Source organism: Microbulbifer mixtoriginis (SeqCode) (assembly GCF_052466715.1).
The window spans coordinates 1,477,407-1,497,260 of sequence record NZ_CP174288.1; the positions used below are offsets into that span (position 1 = coordinate 1,477,407).

The 19,854-nt window shown below is 42.4% G+C and carries 12 protein-coding genes; 5 read left to right on the forward strand and 7 right to left on the reverse strand.

The window, feature by feature from the left end:
* Window positions 1-498: 498 nt before the first annotated feature.
* The 5 genes from ACJJH9_RS06745 to ACJJH9_RS06765 form a co-directional block, all read right to left on the reverse strand.
* Complete coding sequence (locus ACJJH9_RS06745) at window positions 499-1,524, reverse strand: hypothetical protein (RefSeq protein ID WP_444924710.1); 1,026 nt, start codon at window positions 1,522-1,524, stop codon at window positions 499-501.
* Window positions 1,521-2,222, reverse strand: a complete 702-nt coding sequence (locus ACJJH9_RS06750) for an OmpA/MotB family protein (RefSeq protein WP_444924711.1) — start codon at window positions 2,220-2,222, stop codon at window positions 1,521-1,523. The genes ACJJH9_RS06745 and ACJJH9_RS06750 overlap by 4 nt, the downstream gene beginning before the upstream one ends.
* Window positions 2,215-3,525, reverse strand: coding sequence for a MotA/TolQ/ExbB proton channel family protein (locus ACJJH9_RS06755; protein WP_444924712.1), 1,311 nt, complete (start codon window positions 3,523-3,525; stop codon window positions 2,215-2,217). Before ACJJH9_RS06755 ends, ACJJH9_RS06750 begins: the two co-directional genes overlap by 8 nt.
* Entirely contained in the window at window positions 3,525-4,757 is a 1,233-nt protein-coding gene (locus tag ACJJH9_RS06760; RefSeq protein ID WP_444924713.1) for a class I SAM-dependent methyltransferase, read from the reverse strand. The genes ACJJH9_RS06755 and ACJJH9_RS06760 overlap by 1 nt, the downstream gene beginning before the upstream one ends.
* Before the next feature lie 71 nt (window positions 4,758-4,828).
* Window positions 4,829-5,443 (reverse strand): bactofilin family protein, encoded by a 615-nt coding sequence (locus ACJJH9_RS06765; protein WP_444885381.1) that lies wholly within the window; start codon window positions 5,441-5,443, stop codon window positions 4,829-4,831.
* 1,108 nt (window positions 5,444-6,551) lie between these two features.
* Here ACJJH9_RS06765 and ACJJH9_RS06770 point away from each other — a divergent pair.
* Both ACJJH9_RS06770 and ACJJH9_RS06775 read left to right on the forward strand, forming a co-directional pair.
* Complete coding sequence (locus ACJJH9_RS06770) at window positions 6,552-7,217, forward strand: phytanoyl-CoA dioxygenase family protein (RefSeq protein WP_444924714.1); 666 nt, start codon at window positions 6,552-6,554, stop codon at window positions 7,215-7,217.
* Window positions 7,218-7,756: 539 nt separating this feature from the next.
* The gene (locus ACJJH9_RS06775; RefSeq protein ID WP_444924715.1) at window positions 7,757-8,761 is read left to right on the forward strand and encodes a hypothetical protein; all 1,005 of its coding nucleotides are present in this window, start codon (window positions 7,757-7,759) and stop codon (window positions 8,759-8,761) included.
* Window positions 8,762-8,947: 186 nt separating this feature from the next.
* Here ACJJH9_RS06775 and ACJJH9_RS06780 read toward each other — a convergent pair whose 3' ends face one another.
* Window positions 8,948-9,391 (reverse strand): CopD family protein, encoded by a 444-nt coding sequence (locus tag ACJJH9_RS06780; protein WP_444924716.1) that lies wholly within the window; start codon window positions 9,389-9,391, stop codon window positions 8,948-8,950.
* Window positions 9,392-10,040: 649 nt separating this feature from the next.
* Between ACJJH9_RS06780 and ACJJH9_RS06785 the strand changes: the two genes are divergently transcribed.
* The 3 genes from ACJJH9_RS06785 to ACJJH9_RS06795 all read left to right on the forward strand — a co-directional run bounded on the left by ACJJH9_RS06785 (window position 10,041) and on the right by ACJJH9_RS06795 (window position 17,715).
* A complete protein-coding gene (locus ACJJH9_RS06785; RefSeq protein ID WP_444924717.1) occupies window positions 10,041-11,909 on the forward strand; it encodes a VCBS domain-containing protein in 1,869 nt (622 codons plus the stop codon).
* A gap of 268 nt (window positions 11,910-12,177) precedes the next feature.
* On the forward strand, window positions 12,178-13,149 hold the full coding sequence (locus ACJJH9_RS06790; protein WP_444924718.1) for a DJ-1/PfpI family protein: 972 nt from the start codon (window positions 12,178-12,180) through the stop codon (window positions 13,147-13,149).
* Between the two features lie 1,071 nt (window positions 13,150-14,220).
* A complete protein-coding gene (locus ACJJH9_RS06795; RefSeq protein WP_444924719.1) occupies window positions 14,221-17,715 on the forward strand; it encodes a fascin domain-containing protein in 3,495 nt (1,164 codons plus the stop codon).
* A 518-nt stretch (window positions 17,716-18,233) separates the two neighbouring features.
* Here the strand turns inward: ACJJH9_RS06795 and ACJJH9_RS06800 are convergent.
* Entirely contained in the window at window positions 18,234-19,703 is a 1,470-nt protein-coding gene (locus ACJJH9_RS06800; protein ID WP_444924720.1) for a ricin-type beta-trefoil lectin domain protein, read from the reverse strand.
* Between the last annotated feature and the right edge of the window lie 151 nt (window positions 19,704-19,854).

The window sequence follows — 19,854 nt, forward strand, 5'->3', positions numbered from 1 at the left end:
AAACTGAGTCAGATCTTAGTTACCGCTAAAAGTGGTACGAAATTTCGAGGTTATTGGCGTACTACTTCGATTTCCGACTGGATCGTTTTGTTTAAGTCCCTAAAGAGTATGTAATTGTGAGGGGGAAATCCTATGCAGAAAATTATTGGCGGTAATTTAAACCGTAATCATGATATTTATAACCTTCCAATACTAAGAAGCTGCTTGTGCAAAGCTTGTAAAAGAGGTTGAGAGTATAAATAGGATAAAAAGCATTTGATAGAGTGTCTTTTAAAAATAATATCAAATAATTTATTTAAGTCATGCGTTTATAAAATTATTGGAAATAGTAAGTTGTTGATGGTCTGCTATATCTAAATCAGATAAGCCGCAGTAGGAAATACCTGCGTACAACTTTAAGAATCTTCTAGAATTTTTCTTATTGATAGATTTTGAGAGTGAGGAAGCCGGATGTTTGTAAAAGCCAGCTGCCCGAAGGCAGCACAATGAAGTAATTGCTCAGCCTAAGCCCAGTTCTTGCTCAATTTGGGCTTTGCGCCAAACGGAATAGTGAGAAGGCAGTTTTGCTTCTTTGGTGTTATCAGCAATGATGGCACGTTTCATACTGGGCCAGGATAAGACGGCTAAAATTTTCGGAGCGATCACCTGAAAGACTTTGGGCGGCCCCATCAGAGTTTTCAGTTTCTGGATCAGCGGAAGCCAAGAGGCGGGAACTACTTGCTCGGCGATTGCCCAGGATGCTTGGGGTTCACTACCCAACTGTTTGGTAAGGGATTCGTAGCGCAGGGTTGCTGCACGCAGCGCTGCTTGAGGGGGTGCCACTAATACAGTACGAGCTCTCCGCTCGGCGCAAAGAAGGCAAATTTCTCTGGGGAGACTACTGAGTTCAGCCAGCTTAGGGTTAATCGCCCAGCCGTTGGCATTAATATGGCACTGACAAATTGAGCAGGAATACCTCGGGGGTTCAGTGGTGAATAGTGCAGTCACTTTTTGTGGGCGTTCACCGTTGCGCCAGAAGAGTGGGTATTTTTCAAAAATTGCACCGGCAAAGTATCGTGCGTAAATTAACCAATCGATAGCGGTAACATTACCAAAGCGGTCTTTGTGCAGTAAATCTGGAATATCCAAACTATAAAGGTGGCGCAAGCAGTGCGGACAAGACTTTAGGTTGTCTCGCGGAAAGGACTTTTGTACGGCGGCGAAGTCGCTGCTCGCCCAGAGGGGCCCTTGGTAATTACTTACTGAAGGGCATTTGGGAGAAATATGGACCTGCCCAAAAGAATCTTCCTGTGTTGAGGGTGAATACTCAAGACCAAATACAAATACTGGGATGCCCCGGTAGCGCCAACCGCAAGAAAGTATATCGAGGTCTGAATAGTCCAGCTGAATACCTAAACGAATGGCGCTCGCCAAGCTATTTCGACTCGGCTTGCAAATAGTTAAAGGCTTCTGTTCGGGATTGAGAAGATTTTGAGAGCTTTGCCTTTGACGCTTATGAATAGGCCGCAAGTCGGTTAGTTTCACAGGGCCTCCTCAAGAATCTGCAAAATGTGGCTTTCAGAGTCTCGCACTACTCGGAATGCAACGCGACGAGAGCGATCTGGATCCTCAATACCACTGTTATTGAGGACTGGGCGGGCGGATGAATAACCTACGGCTGCAACTTTTGCACGTACTAAAACGGCTTGATTTGGGGGTAGTAGCGAGTGGGCATATTGCATTACCGCCCGTGACCGCTGCTGAGAAAGACGTAAGTTATGAAAATACCCCTCCTCTGGCGCCGACTGCTCACCCCACTCAGAACTTGTGTGACCTTCAATTTGTATTGCAGCAATGGAATCCATATAGGGGGTCAGTGCAGCAATATAGCGGGGCACAAATGAGGACATAATTTCACGCGCATTGTCACTCAAAGTAAAATCCCCAGTCTTGAACAGCGCATCACTATTGTTAAAAGAGATAGCTAGGGTCTGTTTATCCAGAGAGGCTCCCCAGCGAGTAAGGTCGCGGGAGAATTCCTGTTGCAAAGTTTGATAAATCGCCAGCTGTGTATCGCGATAGGACTCGGCAAGTTCTCGAATTTTGGCTCGTTCATCTATTAGGGAACGCATCACGAAGACGGCAATACAGAGAAAGACCATCATTAGGCCGGCCATCATGTCAGATAGGCTGATCCATTGGCTTTCACTGGATTCACTGTTGGAGTGAGCGCTCTCAAACATGCTCCTCTCCGGCGGCCTGCTTCACTTGATTGTCAATTCTTTTCATTTGCTGGATTAACTGGCGAAAATCCCGTGAAAACTCACCGCTCAAGGTACCTAGGGCATCACCCATCGCAGCCATTACACTCTCAACTTCGCTATGTAAGCGTTGATCCAGTAACTCATACTGGCGCTTGATGCTTACGTCTGCATTGGTCAAATCACGAGTGATCACTTGGGATAATTCAGTAATCATCTGTTGATGGGTCTTGGCAATAAGCTGCGCAAGCTCAACCATTGATTCACGATGGCTGTTTGCAGTCTCTTGTATAATGTTGGAAAAATGGTTGGGGTCGATATTATTCAGGACATCGGCAAGAGCAACGACCTTATTCGTCCTCTGTTCAAAGACTTTCGCCTGGGTTTCACTCAGGGATATTAGATGTTGAACTTGAGTGCCTAACTGCTGATTCGCTTTTTCGATTCCCTGGGTAATCGACTCAAACTTGGGTGCGATATCCGGAATAGATTTTTGTAGTATTTCAATGGATGCCTGCTGTTCATTAAGCATGACAGAGATTTGTTCGGAGTGAGTGCGCTGCTGTTCAATCAGCGAAGGAATAACGTTAAAGATTTTCGGTAATTCAGTAATACGTTGATGTAACTGCAGAAGATTCTCCTGCGCACCGTTAATTTCAATCAGTAGAGATGTAGTTTGCTCACGGTAGATTGCAGCAAGCTCGGCGTGTTGCTCATGCTGATCGATTAATGCTTGCAAGGCAGGGGATACGGCCTCCAGCTGCTGAATAAACTGCTGTAAGTTATCACCCATTTGTGCGTTCAGCCCCTGATTAAACTTCTCCACAACTGAAGTTAGTGACTGCAGAACCTCTTCACTAATACTGTGTTGAAACTTTGCCAAATCCTGGCGCTGGTGATTGATCGCTTGCAAAATATCATCTGCAGAGGCTTTGGCTGGCTGATCTTTGCTGAATATTTGGAAGATAGTGCGCAAGACCAATGAGAGGAAAAGGCCTAAGATGCTAGTCATAAAGGCGGTTTCCAGACCTTGCATAAGTTCTGAAATTGAGGTGTCGATATCAGCAAGGTCAAAACCATAGATACCAAGAATAATACCGATAAAGGTACCCAGAATTCCAAGAGCGGTCAGTAGAGAAGGCGTTTCTTTTACGAAGCGTGGAAACTTGCCAAATGGGTAAAGGGTCAAGGCTATAGTGCCAAGGGCAAGCATAACTATAAGAAAGGTGTCTGTTACCTGCTCAGGAGATAACTTAGTCAACCAGTGGTAGAAAAACTGGGTCATTATTGATCCTTTACAACTTTCTGCATTGTTATTTCGTGATAAAAGGGCCCGTTGGGTATTCTTCCAGTGCCCTGACTTAGAACTTTCATTTGTGGTAGTGCTTTCACTACATCGGTAATAGTGCGGAACTTTGCCTGCTTATTTCCAGCTGCTTGGATATAGGTTCCAACAAGGCCTGATGGCTGAATCTCGAAAACACCACAATTAACCGGAAGTCGCTCTTGCTTGAACAACAGAAAATGCATCACAGCGCCATTGCTGAGATACTGATATAGCGCATGCGTGATTAACTGAATTTGTTCAGTGGAAAAGAAATTCAGAAGATCCCAGAGTAAAATACAATCCAGGTTTTCAGGCAGGGTGGCCTGTCGTAATGCTGCCTGTACCGCGCTATCAAAGGGTACCTTGCGGCTACATTGCCAGAGAATTGCAGAATAGAGATCGGAAATAAATAGTTCACCCACTTCTCGCTGGAGGTGCTGCATATTCCTACCAGCTTTTTTCCCTACATCCAGAGCTTTACTGACGGGAGAGCGCTTGGCGTGCATTAATGCTTTATCAAGTGCTGTCAAAGGGATTTCGGTAAGGCTTGTTTGTCTAAAAGCGGAAATTGCAGCTGAGGTTCCCCCCGCACGTATAGCGTTTTGTGACTTTACATTACCGTATTCAAACATCAGCTCAATAAGGTCTTTACGCATGCCTTTTCTATGCAGGAGAGAGGAGCGCAGAGAAAAGTTACCCATGGTTTTCATCAGATTGAGCGAAGAGTATCGGTATGTAGGTAATGGCTCCGGCAGTGCTAGGGGGGCTGAGTTAAAAGTGAAGCCGGACAAACGCTTGAAGTCAGCGGGGGCTTTAGGCATTGTGCCGGTGTACAGCATTGTGTGGAAGACAGTGCCAGCTTTTAAGTGAGGTCGGATTTCCTCAATTAATTGGGCAATAAGCTCGGGTTCCATAAAGTTGAACAGGTCCCAGCAGAGCACGACATCAAGTTTTACCCGTTGTGGCTTTCTGGTCAGGTGTTCAGTTAACTTTATAGTTCGTGTCTGCAGGTCAAATGAGTGGATTTCAAGTAGCAGGCTACGTAAATCCTCAATAAATGTCTGGCAGGACAGTTCCAAAAAGGTTTGTGTAGTGCCAAATGAGAGGCACCCCAAATCCAATACTTTACCACCTGGTTGAACCACCTCGTCCACCAAGGCGGCAATACCAAACGAATGATGCTGCAACATACTTTCACACCAAAAGATAGAGCCCCGGCAATAGCCGGGGCTCGTATGGAGGATTAACTGAGGAAGTTAACTCAGCTCTCCACTGTTTCCTCTTCAGTCTCCTTGGTACCGAACAGATAGTCGCTGGTATCGGATAGACGGGATGAATCACTCGCAGTTGAGCTGCTAGAAGTGTAGGAGGCGTTGTTCTGGGAGCGATTTGCTGGCTTGTCTTCCGTTGCCGGCAGATCTGGGTGCACCAATCGGTCTGAGAATTCCTTGTGGCGTTCTTTCATTTCGGAGTCGGTATCTACCATATCCATAGAGCCACGGAACTTACCACCGTCGTCGAGTTTGATTCGAGGGGCAATCAGGTTGCCGTTTACCTGGGCAGTATTTCTGATCTCAATTAACTCATCGGCAAGTGCGTCGCCGTCCAATGTGCCTTCAACAACAATATTTTTTGCATGGATGTTTGCAGTTACTGCGCCGCCGGTACCAACAGAAAGGTTGTGACCAACCATAATTACTGTACCGTCTACGGTGCCTTCTACATGAAGATCTTCGGTGCCAATCAACTCACCGCGAAAATTGATACCCTCACCAAGCACTGATTTGGCGCCTGAATTCGAGAGAGATGATTGCTGTTCACCAGCGCTCATGCCTGCTAGAAAAGGTGTGGAGTCATTACTTTTGTCAGTGCTCATCTAAATAAATCTCTTCGTTGTGGAAAAAGTCAGCGTTAAAACTCTTGTAGCCAGGCCCTCGGCTGAAGTCTTATCCGTAAGCCAGGTAATACATTGAGTCGAAAAATTACGAAAGCTCAATGCGGGAACCGTAATCTCTCGATGGCAAAAGATATATGTTCATTTTTTCACAGAAACATGGATATCATTACGCAAATATTTTCTACTATTAAGCCATCTTTATCTCTTATCCATGCTCTTGGCATTGGAGAATTTGGCTGAATACACATTTCATTCAGCAAGAAAAAGTACGTACATATGGTTTCACCTGTACATAAATCTCTGGTAGATTTTTCATACCTACTCTTAGTAGCTTCAACTTTTTCACAGGCGGTTTGTGCCAGGCTAGAAAATTAATTTAGGCCAGTATGGGAGCATGACAACAGTGAGCACACCAAGTAATTTACAAAACTGAACCCGCAACCTTTAACTGTACAAAAATAGTCCTACTACCTAATTCTAGTGACGATGAATTGCTGGGATTGCTCGACATAACGTCACATTCTTACTTTTACATTAAGGTGTAATTTGTAAGTAAATATTTACTTTTTGTTGTGGAGGGCATACTGCTTATTATCTGCTGATGGGTATTGAGTTCTACTGGGCATACATCAATATAGATTGAGTTGTTACTACCTTACAGCGCGAAAGCCACCGTAAAACGGCTCGGCAATCAATCAAGCTGACCTCGACTTGAATGGGCTGAATTTAGCACGGATTCCACGTTAAAAGTGTGACATAGAGCACTTTTTCCCAGCCCTGACCTGGCTTGCAGTTGCTTTGGTGTTCCAGGTGCAGCAGTGTCAGTGCCATATGCTATTAAGGAGTGTGTTGCTGGGTAGGTAATATGAAGCGTGGAACAATTCCTCATGTATTATGAGCTGACAAAGATGATCTTTTGAATCTAAACCACAAAATACGGATAGTGTCTATGCGTAAATGGGGAAAGCATAAATGAAAGTTTCCGGAAATAAAAATTCCAGCTAGAAAACACTTTCTGGTCGGTAATATTTCGCTCATCGGGTGCGCTGTACATAAAATCCGGACTCTTTTTTGTGGTTATTAAATAATGATCGATTTGGAAAAAGGTTATTCCTTAATTAATGGCATCTTTCCGGAAGGCCAGCTTGAGGTTCTTCAAAATGAGTTTGCAGATTTAAAGCTCGCTAAGCGGACGGGGGGTATACGCAATGTAGAGAAAAAGTATAGCTCTATAGCGGCCTTGGCTACATCGGACTTGATTGTAAATTTAGCGCAGAAGTACTTAATTCAGCGCCCTCGATTGGTAAGGGGTATCCTATTTGATAAAAATGAAAAATGTAACTGGCTTGTTACTTGGCATCAGGATAAGACTGTAGCGGTCTCTTCAAAATTTACTAAGTCTGGATGGGGTCCCTGGAGTGTTAAGGATGGCTCTCACCATGTGCAGCCTCCCCTGCATGTTCTTAAGCAAATGATTACGATCCGTATTCATCTGGATGATATTGATGCTAATAATGGCTGCTTAAAGCTTATTCCTGGCAGCCATCAACATGGAATTTTGAAGAAAGATGAAATATATCAATATGTTAAAGAGCATATCCCAGTTGCCTGTGAGGCAAAATCCGGTTCTGCACTAATTATGTATCCTCATATTCTTCATGCTTCAGATAGAGCTTTATTCCCTAGGCGTCGCAGAGTGATACACTTGGAATATAGTTGCTATGAGTTGCCAGCTGAGGTTACTTGGGCATAGTGCAACTAGATTCAGTTTTCAGTAATAATGTACGACTTAACGCCCATTACACTACCTTGCTATCAATTAAGATGTTCGTGCTGTATGTTACGATCGAAATTAAAACATGAAAGGTCGTGTGGCGTTACCTATCGGGGCGCGGTCCACTGCTTTTGCTTTCTTCTTGAGATTGGGTAAAAAATATAATTATTTACATAGTATTCAGGTTTTCTGAAGGGTTGGTCGGCGATCATGTTTTCTTAAATAAGTCGATGATTTTTTAGTTGTCTTGGCTGATTTAAGGGCGCTTTAAGTGTTGGGAGTTACTGTTGACTGCTTATCAATTTGTTGTTTAGGTCTTTCCTATTGTTGTATTTTTTGTCTTGGATTTTATTTTTTCTTATTTGAAAATTTAAGATTTGTTTTTTTATTGGTTTCTCTATTTGGTGGCATTTCGTCTGTTAAAATCATCTGCGGTCAGATAAGGGGTTGGTTTATTTGATTGGATGGAGGGTTTTACCTTCTGAATATAAGAATGATCATATTGAAAATGGTGAAAAATGAATAATCAAATAATAAGGCTTTTAGCTTGCTGGGTGTTTCTATTGGGCTCTATTCAGGCTAAGGCATTTGAGCCTAAATCAGATTTATCGGTGAGCTTGGAGCGTGTCCGCTACTGTCAAAACCTTTGGTGTACCCAGCAAGCTACTCAATCTGAGTATCTAGCTTGGGAGCAAGAAGGTGTCAGTAATACTTATCAATTATACACTCAGATTGCAAGAGTGCGGGAGCCAGAACGAGAAGATGTGCGAAATTTGGTATTTATTGCAGCTGGGCAACAGCCTCCGGGATACGGTTCTGAAAGTGCGGTAACAGGCCAAGGGGATAACTATAAAAGAAACTGTGGTATCTCAGAAGAATCCTGTTCCAGAAGCATAGATGGCCGCTCGCTTGCCCGGCAGGTTTTAGATTCAGAGTATTTTCCAGCAGATGACACCTTCTTTGCCGTAGCTTTTGATGCACAATTTAACTATATGGTGAATAGTAGTGAGAAATCGCGTATAGAAAGTGCCTACCTTAATTGGTTAAAGTCAAAAGCTTATGTATCAAACCTAGAAACCATCTACTTGGCGGGATCATCCAGAGGGGGCTGTTTAGCAATGCGCTTGGCAAAGGCTCTGCGTAATGATCCGGACTTTCGTAGCATTCGAACTATTGTTCATAGTTTTGATGGAGTCTGTAAATGGGATCAGAATGAAATGGGAGTAACTTCTTCTTTTTTCCGCAACCCCGAAAACTCAACTTATTTGAGCTACTATACTGATCTCAATGCTCAGTTCCCCTATAAAGACAATTTATATATCCGTCAACTGGCAGGCGGTGACGAAGTTATCGAATTTACAGGGGTGCACTCTTTTGTCTATGCAGCAGAAGATATCAATCTAGGTTGGTATGCTCAAAGTTGGGTCAATTTGGATCATATTACTATTGATCGGGATATGTACCCAGCTGTGAGAGATCAAACCGTGGTACCCTTTTTAAAGCATTTGGAAGAAGTTTTTTAATTCGTTACCTTGACTTTAATTAATCTAAAATTCAATATTTGCATGTCTAATTGATTGAGTGTGAGGGCTGCTGTTAAGCAGCCCTCATTAACTAGTTAAGCTTTTTTCTGTGGAGTTCTAATAAGTAAGTGATTAACTGTACTTACGCCGGGTAGTGGGTCAGTTGCTGAGCCAGTAAATGATAGTTTAATATAGCCAGCCTGTTCTGAAGGAAATCCCTACGTATACGAATAGAACGGAGAGAAGTGTTACTGGAATTATATGATAAGCGAGAGCTTTTAGGTTTCTGGAGGAAAGATTCGGAATGATCCTGAGTCTTGCGTCAATAGCAAGAAGGAATGTACAGCCCAATATGATTAGCTTATACGAAATAAGTCTCGAAACCGGATTCGAGAAGTTAAACCACTGGGATATATCGGGCAAGAGATTGAAAGCAAGATAGATACCAGAAATAATCTGTACAAGAAGGGCAGGGATGCCAATTTTTTCATAGCTGCTTTCGAACCTTGAGATAAATTCTATATCCTGACTTCTTAGGGCGGAAGGGAGGATTGTACATGCCAGCACCAGATGTCCCCCGGTCCAAATAGTTGCACCTAGAAAATGCAAAAAAAGTACTACCTCGTACATCTTTATTCCTTTTTGGGTCCTTTTAAGCACTATATCTATAAATGTAATGGGTGCCCACTAATTTCTTAGGTTGGTAAGCTGAATATTGTTGATGTGTCACTTGTGAGATTGTTTCAATTAATATGAGATGGTGATTGATATAAATCAAGAGGACACACTGGATCAGATGGTATTAGTTTACTGTCTTCTAATTAAATAGTGCCGAGATCCTACGTCTTTTGTGCATTAGTACTTGAAAAATTCTCATCCCCACTCCACTCGATAATTACCTTAACCTGGCTCGGGTCCTTATCTATTGTCAGAGGCTCTTAATTTAATGCCAATAGATTTTTAAAGTTAAAAATGAAGTCGGTTTAAGCTCGATAAATACTTAAGCTTTTTAGTGGACCTGATCGGCCGGCAAAGTTATAGGTTAGGACAACAGCTTATTGTTGGAATACTTGTAATGAGTCAAAACTAAGCAATCATCACCAAATCCCAAAAAATGTATATGTGATTACAGAAGAAGAAAAAGTTAATTGTTCGCGATTTAGAAACACCAAGCAATCAATGTGGAAACAATAATGTTTAACCTAGTTCACAAAATGGAAAAAGAATGTTCTTATAATTTTGCTCCAAAATAAGTGTGATTGAGTCTGTAGAGAACAATATGAACAATCTCTCTAAACTTCTAATGGTTGCTGTTTTGTCCGTTTTCGTAGTTGCCTGTAGTGGAGGTGGTTCTAGTGGCAGCAAAAGCAATAATCCTGAAGTAACTAATAATGGTGGTGATGCTGGATCCAACCCAGATCCAGACCCAGATCCAGACCCAGATCCAGACCCAGGTCCAGACCCAGGTCCAGACCCAGGTCCAGACCCAGACCCAGACCCAGATCCCAACCATGGGGTCATTAGTGGTGGGGAAGGTTACGTTAGTGAAGATAATGTAAAGTCTGCTACTGGCATACTGATTGATAGTACAAACCCAAATAGAATTTTTGAGGAAGTTAATGAGTGGGGGAAATACGGCCGCCTCCAAGTTCTCTCAGATGGCACCTGGAAATACACTTTGGATAGTAATCTTTCTGATCCGCTTAGTGAAAATGAACTTGCTACAGATAAATTTTCAATAGCTGTGGGAGCTGGAAATGACTTTACAGTGATTGTTATCGAAGTAACAGGTGCCGATGATGCCTATATTTTCGAACCAGACTCCCCCCTGGCGACATTAATTGTAGGGAGCAGGGGAAGTGCTAATGGTATTTTGTCGCTGCATGATGTGGATGGTAATACGCCGGGCTTTTCAGAGAAAAATATAGAAAGCACTTATGGTAATTTTAACATTAACAGTAGTGGTGATTGGGAATATATCCTTAATGATAAGGCGGATAGCATAAAAAGTGGTGACTCAGTAAAAGATACTGTTAATTTCCAGTTAACCGATGGTGCTCAACAATCTGTTACATTTTCTATAGTAACTTCAGACCCCAATGGGTCTGGCCCTTTTGAGCTTTCACTGGATCAAAAACGGGTAATGCTCGATAGGCATAATCACCTTCGTCAGAGATGCGCCAGTGGTCAATCTGGAGAAGGAGAAGGGCCTAAAACTGCCGGAAATATGCAAACTCTTTTTTGGGATAATGCCTTGGCTAAGATGGCGAAGGAACGGGCATCGGCCTGCTATTTTGGACATTTAGGCGACTCTACGGGTATTAGAGATTCTTTTGATAAAGTAAAAAGTGAAGTATCTTTTGTGTTGCCCGCCGGTTACGTTGAAATTGGTGAAAATGTAGCTATTCATTTTACCAATCCTCCAGCATCTCAATATGGTGCCGAGCAATGGGCTGGTGCGGTTCAGGCTTGGTATGATGAAAGTTACGCATATAATTGGGAGGATGGACAATGTCACGATGACACCTGTGGGCACTGGGCTCAAGTCTGCTATGGGGAAACTCGTTATGTTGGATGTGCGGTTGCTGAGTGTGACAGTATCAATGGTGTTGATGATCCTGCATATAACGATGGCGCGCATGTCACAGTCTGTAATTATTTCCCCGCAGTCGATAAGTCTGTGTTGCCTTTTGTAGATAATTTTGGGTATGAAAACTGCAGAACTTGCCTCAATTATGATATGCCCTTTTGTGCCGATAATATGTGCACTGGCGGAATAGCAAAAAATTGGAATGCATCAGGTAAAACCGACAAAAATATTGATCAGTGTACTGATGGCTTAGGCAGAGATATTGTACCTTGCAAGTATGGAGATCATCCTCCACCCGCTAAGGTTAGTGGCTTTAAATATAGGATAGATGGAATGCAAGTGTTTCTCTCCTGGAATCACACTATTGAAAATGGTGGTGTGCTCCATTACGAGTTATCACGTGATGACGACTTGCTTTTAAAAACACGAGAACCTTCATACAAAGATTCAGATTTAGAGTTGGGGAAAAACTACCGCTATAAAGTCATTGCGGTGGATCATTCTGGTAGAAAAAGCCAAGAGTCCGCCTTCCTTGATGTTACGATAAGTAATAATTAGGTGCTTTATAAGCAGATTTTAAATACGACTAATGAGTTAATGGAAGGGAAATACGGATATGTCCATCGAAAAGGTCATTATCGACACTGCTGCTAATAAAGCATAATCAAACAGGCTGCCCCTAGTAAATTTGCACGCTAATATATTACTTGGTATGGATTTCCTAACTGCCAATAGCCTATTCTAGATAGGTGCAATTCGCTTTTGTGGGGCGCAACCTAAAATAAATAGGTTTTCTAACCTCAATAATAAATAGTTGGATTTTATTTTGAAAAAAATATTATATATCTTCGTGTCTGTTCTTTTAAGTTTAAATGCCTATGCTAGCAATGGAAAAGTGCTTGTTGTCGTTTCAGCAGCTGACCATTTGACCCTAAGAAATGGTGGTGTAGTCGAATCTGGGTATTTTGTGAGTGAGCTATCAGAAACCTTGAGGCAGCTGGAAGCTAATGGATATGAATTTGATATTGCCACACCAAAAGGGAAAACTCCTGTAGTTGATGGTTTTGGCTTGCAAATGTATTTTTATAAAGCATCAGTGGTATCAAATTGGCCTCAGTATGCTTTAAACCCTAAGATAAAAGCCGAGGAGGAGCGCTTAAAAGATATCGCTACAGCAATGAAATATTTCGGTAGGCTCAAGTTTGCTAATCGTTACGCAAATGACGAAGTATCTGCTTTTCTAGATGATGTTGAATACATAATGGAGCAGCAGCAACTTACTGAAAAACCTTTGCTCTCGCTGGAGTCATTGACACAATCAAAATCTTTAGAAAAATATGATGGAATCTATATCCCGGGAGGTCATGCGCCAAAAACAGATCTCCTGTTTAGCGAGGAGCTGGGTAGTATCTTAACATATTTCCATGAAACCCAAAAGCCGACTGCTATAATTTGCCATGCTCCGATAGTGTTGTTGACAGCAATGGAGGGTATCTATGATCCATTTATCCCCTTAAGTGAAGAACAAAAAAATAACTTCATTTACAAAGGATACAACATTACACTGGGTAACAAGTCTGAAGAGTTAATTCTTGAGAACTTTCTTTATTTAAAAGGCAGTCGCCTAGAGTATTACGTTGCAGAAAAAGCAAGAGAGGCTGGCCTTAAAGTAAGTAATTTTCGTGTACCCTCAATGTCGCGAGTAATCGAAGACAGAGAGCTGGTCACTGGAGCGAATCCGTCCTCGGTTTATTCTCTGGCGGATAAATTTATTTATAAATTGCAAAATAGGCAGTAGCTTAGCCAGTAAGCACAGTTCATTAGCATAGGAGGAATCACGATGTACCTAAAGTGGAGTGATCTCCTTTAAAACGTTTCTGAGTAATTTCTTAACTTGAAGGTTACAGATGTTAAGCGCAACTCTTGTGGGTGGATATTGCCTAGCAAGACCTAATAACTGTAGCCTTCAAGACCTGTCCTCTGGGGTAAGTCGGTCACATACAAGCCTGCCTGATTTCAAGGAAAAATTATTTCTTTAGAAAGAGCTCATCCCGGCCGGAATTTCCTGAAATTGATTTACGACAGCTTGGTATTTTCTTTCTGTTCGGAAGCAGATAATTCTTCGTATCATTATCATCCATTTAAGTATTATAAAAAGCTACAAAGCCTCAAAGTTGCCGGGTTGCCAAGAAGTGATTCCTTTCGGTTATTTTATTAGATCTTAAATTTGAAACCTAGATAATAAGTCACTTTGTTATCCCCGCAATTCGAATTATAAAGCCCGCAGCTATTGTTTTGTAAATTTTGTAAAGGGCTGCGACCATTCCGATGACTACCATTTGCAGCCTTTGCGACCCGTAAAGACATTGCGGAATTATGAGCGGACCTCCTTGATCTTCAATCTTTCTAATGTCGCTTTTAATAAGTTTAATTCTATTTAATGGTACAAGTCTGCAGATGAATTCCTGATGGGTTGATTTATTGTTCGTTAATTAGAAACCGGTTGTTGTGAAATTTGAGACAATAATCTATTGTCAGCTTCTTACTTTAAAAGATTCAATCCGTTTTATTTTTATGTATATTGTTGCTTTTGTACCAATATTATTTTTAATAGTAGGATGAAATTATTTATTTTCTGTTTTGTTTGTGAGGTTTGAGCTGGTCGGATTAAATTAATATCATTTTTGCGCCATTTAGGGTCTCTTTAGTTTTTATATCCTTTGCATCTGAGTTTAGAGTTTATTTTTTGGGGAATGTATTGCTTTATTGATAATTAACATTGCCATTGATTATTTTAATTTTGTGTTAAGGGTGGGAGATCTTGCTCGGCATATCCTTTTATCAAAAAAATTAAATTTTGGATTTAGTTATGAATTTTAAGAGAGCCGGCCTGTATATCGTGTATATCATGCTCCTATCTAGCTTAATCATGCCTACATACGCTCATGCAGGCATGTGGGATAATTTCACAAGCTGGATTGCTGAAACCTGGGATAAAGTTGAAGAGAGTGCTGAAGAGACTATCGAAGATGTAGTCACTACAGTAGAAGATGCCGCAACTGCCTCTGTAGGATTCTTAGTAGACACTGGTGAATGGCTATATGATGGCCTGACAAATTCAGTTGAGGGGTCATTTGATTTTTTCTTTGGGGTAGCTGATAACTCAGTTACCGCACTAAACTATTTTGGTCTTGATGTCGATATATCTGATTGGTTTAGCACGGGGCCCCGAAACTCTGAAGATGGCGCACAGCCGTGGACTTTAGCAGACTACGATACTGGATCATACCCAGCCTATCTAGCAGCCTTCCGTGAGCGCCAGGCGGCCTATATAGAGCGGGTTTTCGATTCAGCGAGAGAGGAGCCAAATAATGACCACATGGTTCTCAGGGCTTATCTTGGTTTGCCCTTGGATAGGGCAGCATTGGCTCAGCGATTAACAGAACTTTTCACTCCGGGCAAGCATGCTTATAAAAATCCAGACATGCAGTTGATTCTATATATTCGTGTGTTGGCGGAGAGTGATGAGTACGATGACTTGATTCTAAATGAAATTAATAAGCTCCCTTATTGGCAGGACGAAGACACCGAGCGAGTACGTGTGTATACCTCTGAAAATCATGTGCTTATGTGGCTTTCCACTAGCTGGTTGTTATGGGAAATGGAGGGATGGAATATTGGGGGCGGGCCACAGAAAATCAAAGAGCGCCTTATACGTTATTTAGAAGTTAAAAAACGTTATGGTGTTTATGAGTCTACTTCAAATACCTATAGTGGATTTTCGATATCCGCGCTATTAAATCTTTACGACTATGCCAAGGATCAGGAGATTAAGGAGCTAGCCGGGGAGGTCGCATTAATAATTCTCAATGATATAGCTATGGTGACAAATGATCTTGGCGCTGCAACGGCTGCAGATTCAAGGAGCTATGCGGGAAGTTATGGAGGAGTAAACACTATGAAAAATAGCTTCTCAGAGTATATGGCTTTAGTCACCGGCATGGGTCCACAGGCATTTACCGCTGGTAACCATATAGATATATTTGCCATGACTAGCCTTGATGCTAGCAGTGTTGCTTATAATCGTCTGGAAAAACTAAATGGCGAGGTCAATATCAGCTATTACTCAGGCCACCCCATCACTGAGGTGGATTCGGTATGGGCAGGTCTAGATTTGCAAGATAAGATTATTTTTTCCCAATCTGCTGGTGCCTATGCTCATCCTGAACTGGCTGATGAAATGTTGGAATACTACCTGACGCCTGTTGCCGGATTAAATTTCTTCTTTGAAGATATTATCGTGGAATCTAATCTAGCAGACGATTTGGTTGATATGTCTGGAGTCCTGCTTACGGAGACCAGTGCGCCCTTTACTACCAGTTCTGTAATTTCAGAACAAACCTTGGATCTCTATCGCCATGGTGTAGTGCAGTTGAGCTCTTACCAAGATTACCATGCGGGCAATGCCGGTTGGCAACAACAGCCTTGGGTTGCCACAACCGGCACGCTTCAGGTTACCACGCGTTCAGGAGCGGGAAATGGTGGTTGGAAAGCTGGTGGCCAGAATATGATGAATACGAACTTGCCCTATATCAAGCAAAACAAGAATGTGGCTCTGGTATTGTACAAGCCGGCTATGGAGTTGCGCTTTATGGATGGCGTAGGTAACGCCACGGATTTTCTACCGATTGATGACTTTGTTACGGAATCAGTTAATTTAACTTGGCCAGCTGATAAGTTTGATGAAACATCCAGCTTCAATAACTGGTTATTTGCAAGAGAAGGGGAAGGTTACGTAGCTGTCTATCGTCATTGCCAGGATACAAAAACCTTTATAGATCACGGAAAAACAATAGAGATTTACAGCTGCAATGACGATGAGCAGGTTTGGGCAACCGTTGTTGGTAATACTCAGACTCATGGAGATTTTAGTAATTTTATATTCACAGTTTCACAAGCCAAGATCCAGAGCAAGTGGCGTTGGAGTTGGGCAGAAAAGCGACATGTATGGGAAACTACTCTTGAAGTAGACGGAAAAACACTGGGTTACAGCTGGGAAGCCAATGTCGATGATTTAACCGATCAGGAAATGTGGAATCTGGCGGGTGCCAATAGCTCATCTACCATAGAAACGGCATCTGTGCGCGGTTACCAGGTAAATGATGTAACTAGTAATTTGACTCCTACAGGCCAAGGTAACTGTGAAAGCCCGAATGATGTTCTTCTACATCAAAATGTGAGCTACCATGGTTCTGATCCAATTATTTCACGAATATCGGAAGACGCTAACGGCGAGTGCTTTCTGCTGAATGTGGAGGAGCAATCTTTGGATACTGAAACTGACCACGGCGGTGAACAAATCGATGTGGTGCATTTTCAGAATCGACGTTTTGTTGGAGGGGAAGCGGATAAAGTCTATGCTGTAGACCACGAATGGACCACAGTTCAGCTGGATTTTAGCTATACCAACCCAGTGGTATTCACTTCTGTCATTGGTATCTCCGGTCCCGACCCTATTACGACTGAAATTCGCAATATAACCTCCAATAGTTTTGAAGTTCGGGTAGCAGAATTTTCATGGAATGATGGTGTTCACTTGCCTGAAACTCTGCATTATGTGGTGATGGAAGCCGGCACTTATACAACAGCTAATGGCGCTGAAATTCATGTGAATGCTGTATTGCTGGAAGATAATCTAACTGGTACCCCTGAGTTTCAAACCGTAGGTATTGATTTACAGGATTACCTCCTAGTGAGCCAAGTGCAAGGCAAGAATATGAATGAAACAATTGGTGCTCGTATCAAGGATAAACAAACAGGTTCTTTTGACATTAGTTTAATGGTGCAAGAGGCCCACAAAGAAAAAGGAGAAAATCTGAAAGCCGTAGTGGGTTATATAGCTATTGGTAAACCCGCGGTTAAATCAATGAAAATTGCTTTAAGGGGCCACCATGGTAAATATTTGACCGCAACTAATAATGGTGGTAGTGGGCAAACAGTCAATGCCAATGCTTCAACAATCGGAAGCCATGAGACTATTATTCTCAGCGGTATTAGCAACCAGCAGGGCTGCTTTGTCGATGGTGACGATGTGTGGCTGCAAACCACCGATGGTTATTATTATGGTGCCCAAGAATGGGGAGCACATGATGTAGCCGTTTCTGCCAGATATAGCTGGGAAACATTTAAATTAATTAATCATACGGACAGAACAGGCTGTTTGGAGGATGGTGATCGGATCTCCTTGTTCAATGTCCGACATGGTAACTATATTGTTGCTGAAGAAAACGGTGGTGCAAATGCAAATCGCAAGAATCTTGACATATGGGAGATGTTTACTGTACATAACTTGATCATTCATTAAGCAATACGAAATGGGCACCTCAACTTGATGTGGTGGGGTGCCTTAATTGATTATGAAGAATCTCTCTCTTGGTTGGATTTTTGCACTCAAACTAAACGAGCCCTTCATATAGGAGGGCTTACTTGAGTAAGAATTCCTATACGAGGACAGCTAGTCTGAACTTATGAATTTCTTAATTTCCAAAATTGAATGCCGACTACACCTTGTATTGGTATGGAAGGTAAGGCTTCCACTTCTCCATTTTCATTAAGGATATTTCGGAGCTTATCTTCACCTATGAAAGCTGGATAGCTGCAGGTGATGGCACCTTCGGTGACTGGAGGCAGTGTGAAGCTGGCGAACTGAACTAACTACTGATTTAATTGGGTATGTTAAGAAATTTCTGCATACCCAGGTTAATAGGCATTTATACGGTAAGGGTGTCGATCTTTGATCAATCTTAAGACCGACGCCTTTACTAACTGTAACAATACTCTTCTTTATACTTGACTCCTGAGAGTCTGAATAAAAAGTAATACTTAAAAGCTTGTTTGTTTCCATTCATTCACAGCATTCAGGAAAAATTTCTGACCAGTGTCACTACTATTGCACCTATAAATTTGAAGTTGTTCTCCATTGTCGGCACTTACCCCTGGTGTATCAATACAGTATTGCCAATCTTTGTCGCGATTTTGAATAATACCGCTTTCCTGTACCTGCCATTTTTCTGAATTGCCACCATCGCAATCCCACAGGTGCATTTTATCACCATTGTCTGCAGAGCCTGAGTTGTAGTCGACACAGTATTTATTGTTGCCTTTAGGTCTTAACTGTCCCTCAGCGGTGTAGACAAACTGCTGTTCGTTGCTCGAGTTGCAGTTGGCCAAAGTCAGGTTGGAGCCATTGCCATAGCCTTGAGAAACATTCATACAGAGATTTGGGTTTTGAATGGACTGGATACGAAAATAACCAGGTAGGCTTTTTCGCACACCGACAAAGGGAATAGCTTGGCCGGTATAGCTGGGCGTGTCATTGACGGTATTTGGGTCCATGCCAATAGCGCTAGCGCCGTGTGCAACAGCGATATAGGAATAGCCAAAATCTGTATTGCTGAAGTCGCCAGAGCTGCTCCATAAATGCATCAATTGTTTACTGTTGGCCGCTTCATTGGCTGTTATTTGGTAGTGATCACCGGCTTTTACATTACCGCAAAATATCTTCTGGGAGCTGCTGGAATCCATGGAGTCGACATTGCCAGAAAACTCTTCAGGATCGGCAGTATCTACATCAGGGCAGAGGAAGGCATGTAATGGGTAGTTATCCAATGCCGATTCCATACGATCATTGACGTTGCCACTCTGGCCACCGGTAAACATGACGAGGACTTTCTTATTCTGCGATTGCAGCTCGCCCAAAGTAGGCCAACCTATATTCTTTAGGGTGTTTCGATAGTCGGAGGAGGGGGAGCTTGCCTGTAGATGTGCTAGTAAGTCCTGGTAGCTGAATTGCAAATCGCCCAACTGTTGCTTGATATATTGATCCAACACATATATCTCATCGGCATACCAGGCAGCGAACCAATTACTGTCTGGCTTCATATCAATATAAAGCATTAGCGGTGCATTGAGTTCGTTGTTGTCAAGCCATGCCTTGATGTCGTCAAGGCAATGAACCAGTCGATCATTGTCACCATTACTACGACACATATGATTGCCGATATCATTCTGGCCGTGGGCTACATAGGGCCCATGATTACTACCCTGCCAGGGATCGTGATCGACTATATCCAGTTCAAGGGAGCGGAAACCCTTATCCAGCCAGTCTGTGAGCGTTTCACCGGCTTCCAGGCGCTCGTAGCTGTTGTGAGGTTGGAGGTAGTAGAGTTGGTCGATACGGTGATTACTATTAGCAGTAGTGGCCTGAATCGCTGAGTTTGCAGTGACTGGTAAATAAGTACCACAAATAATCATAAATGTTAAAGCGTGGAGGTTGAAGTAATTCCTAGTCATATGTGGCAAGTGTCTCAAAAGGCTTCGTCAGAATTAAAAAATTAAGTCAAGGATTTTAAGTTCGATAAATGAAGATCTGGTTACATTAGTTTTTGAGGTGACTGTGGTTTAGGTTTGTTCGATTGTGAAAGTGGTTGTCAGTGTCATCAAA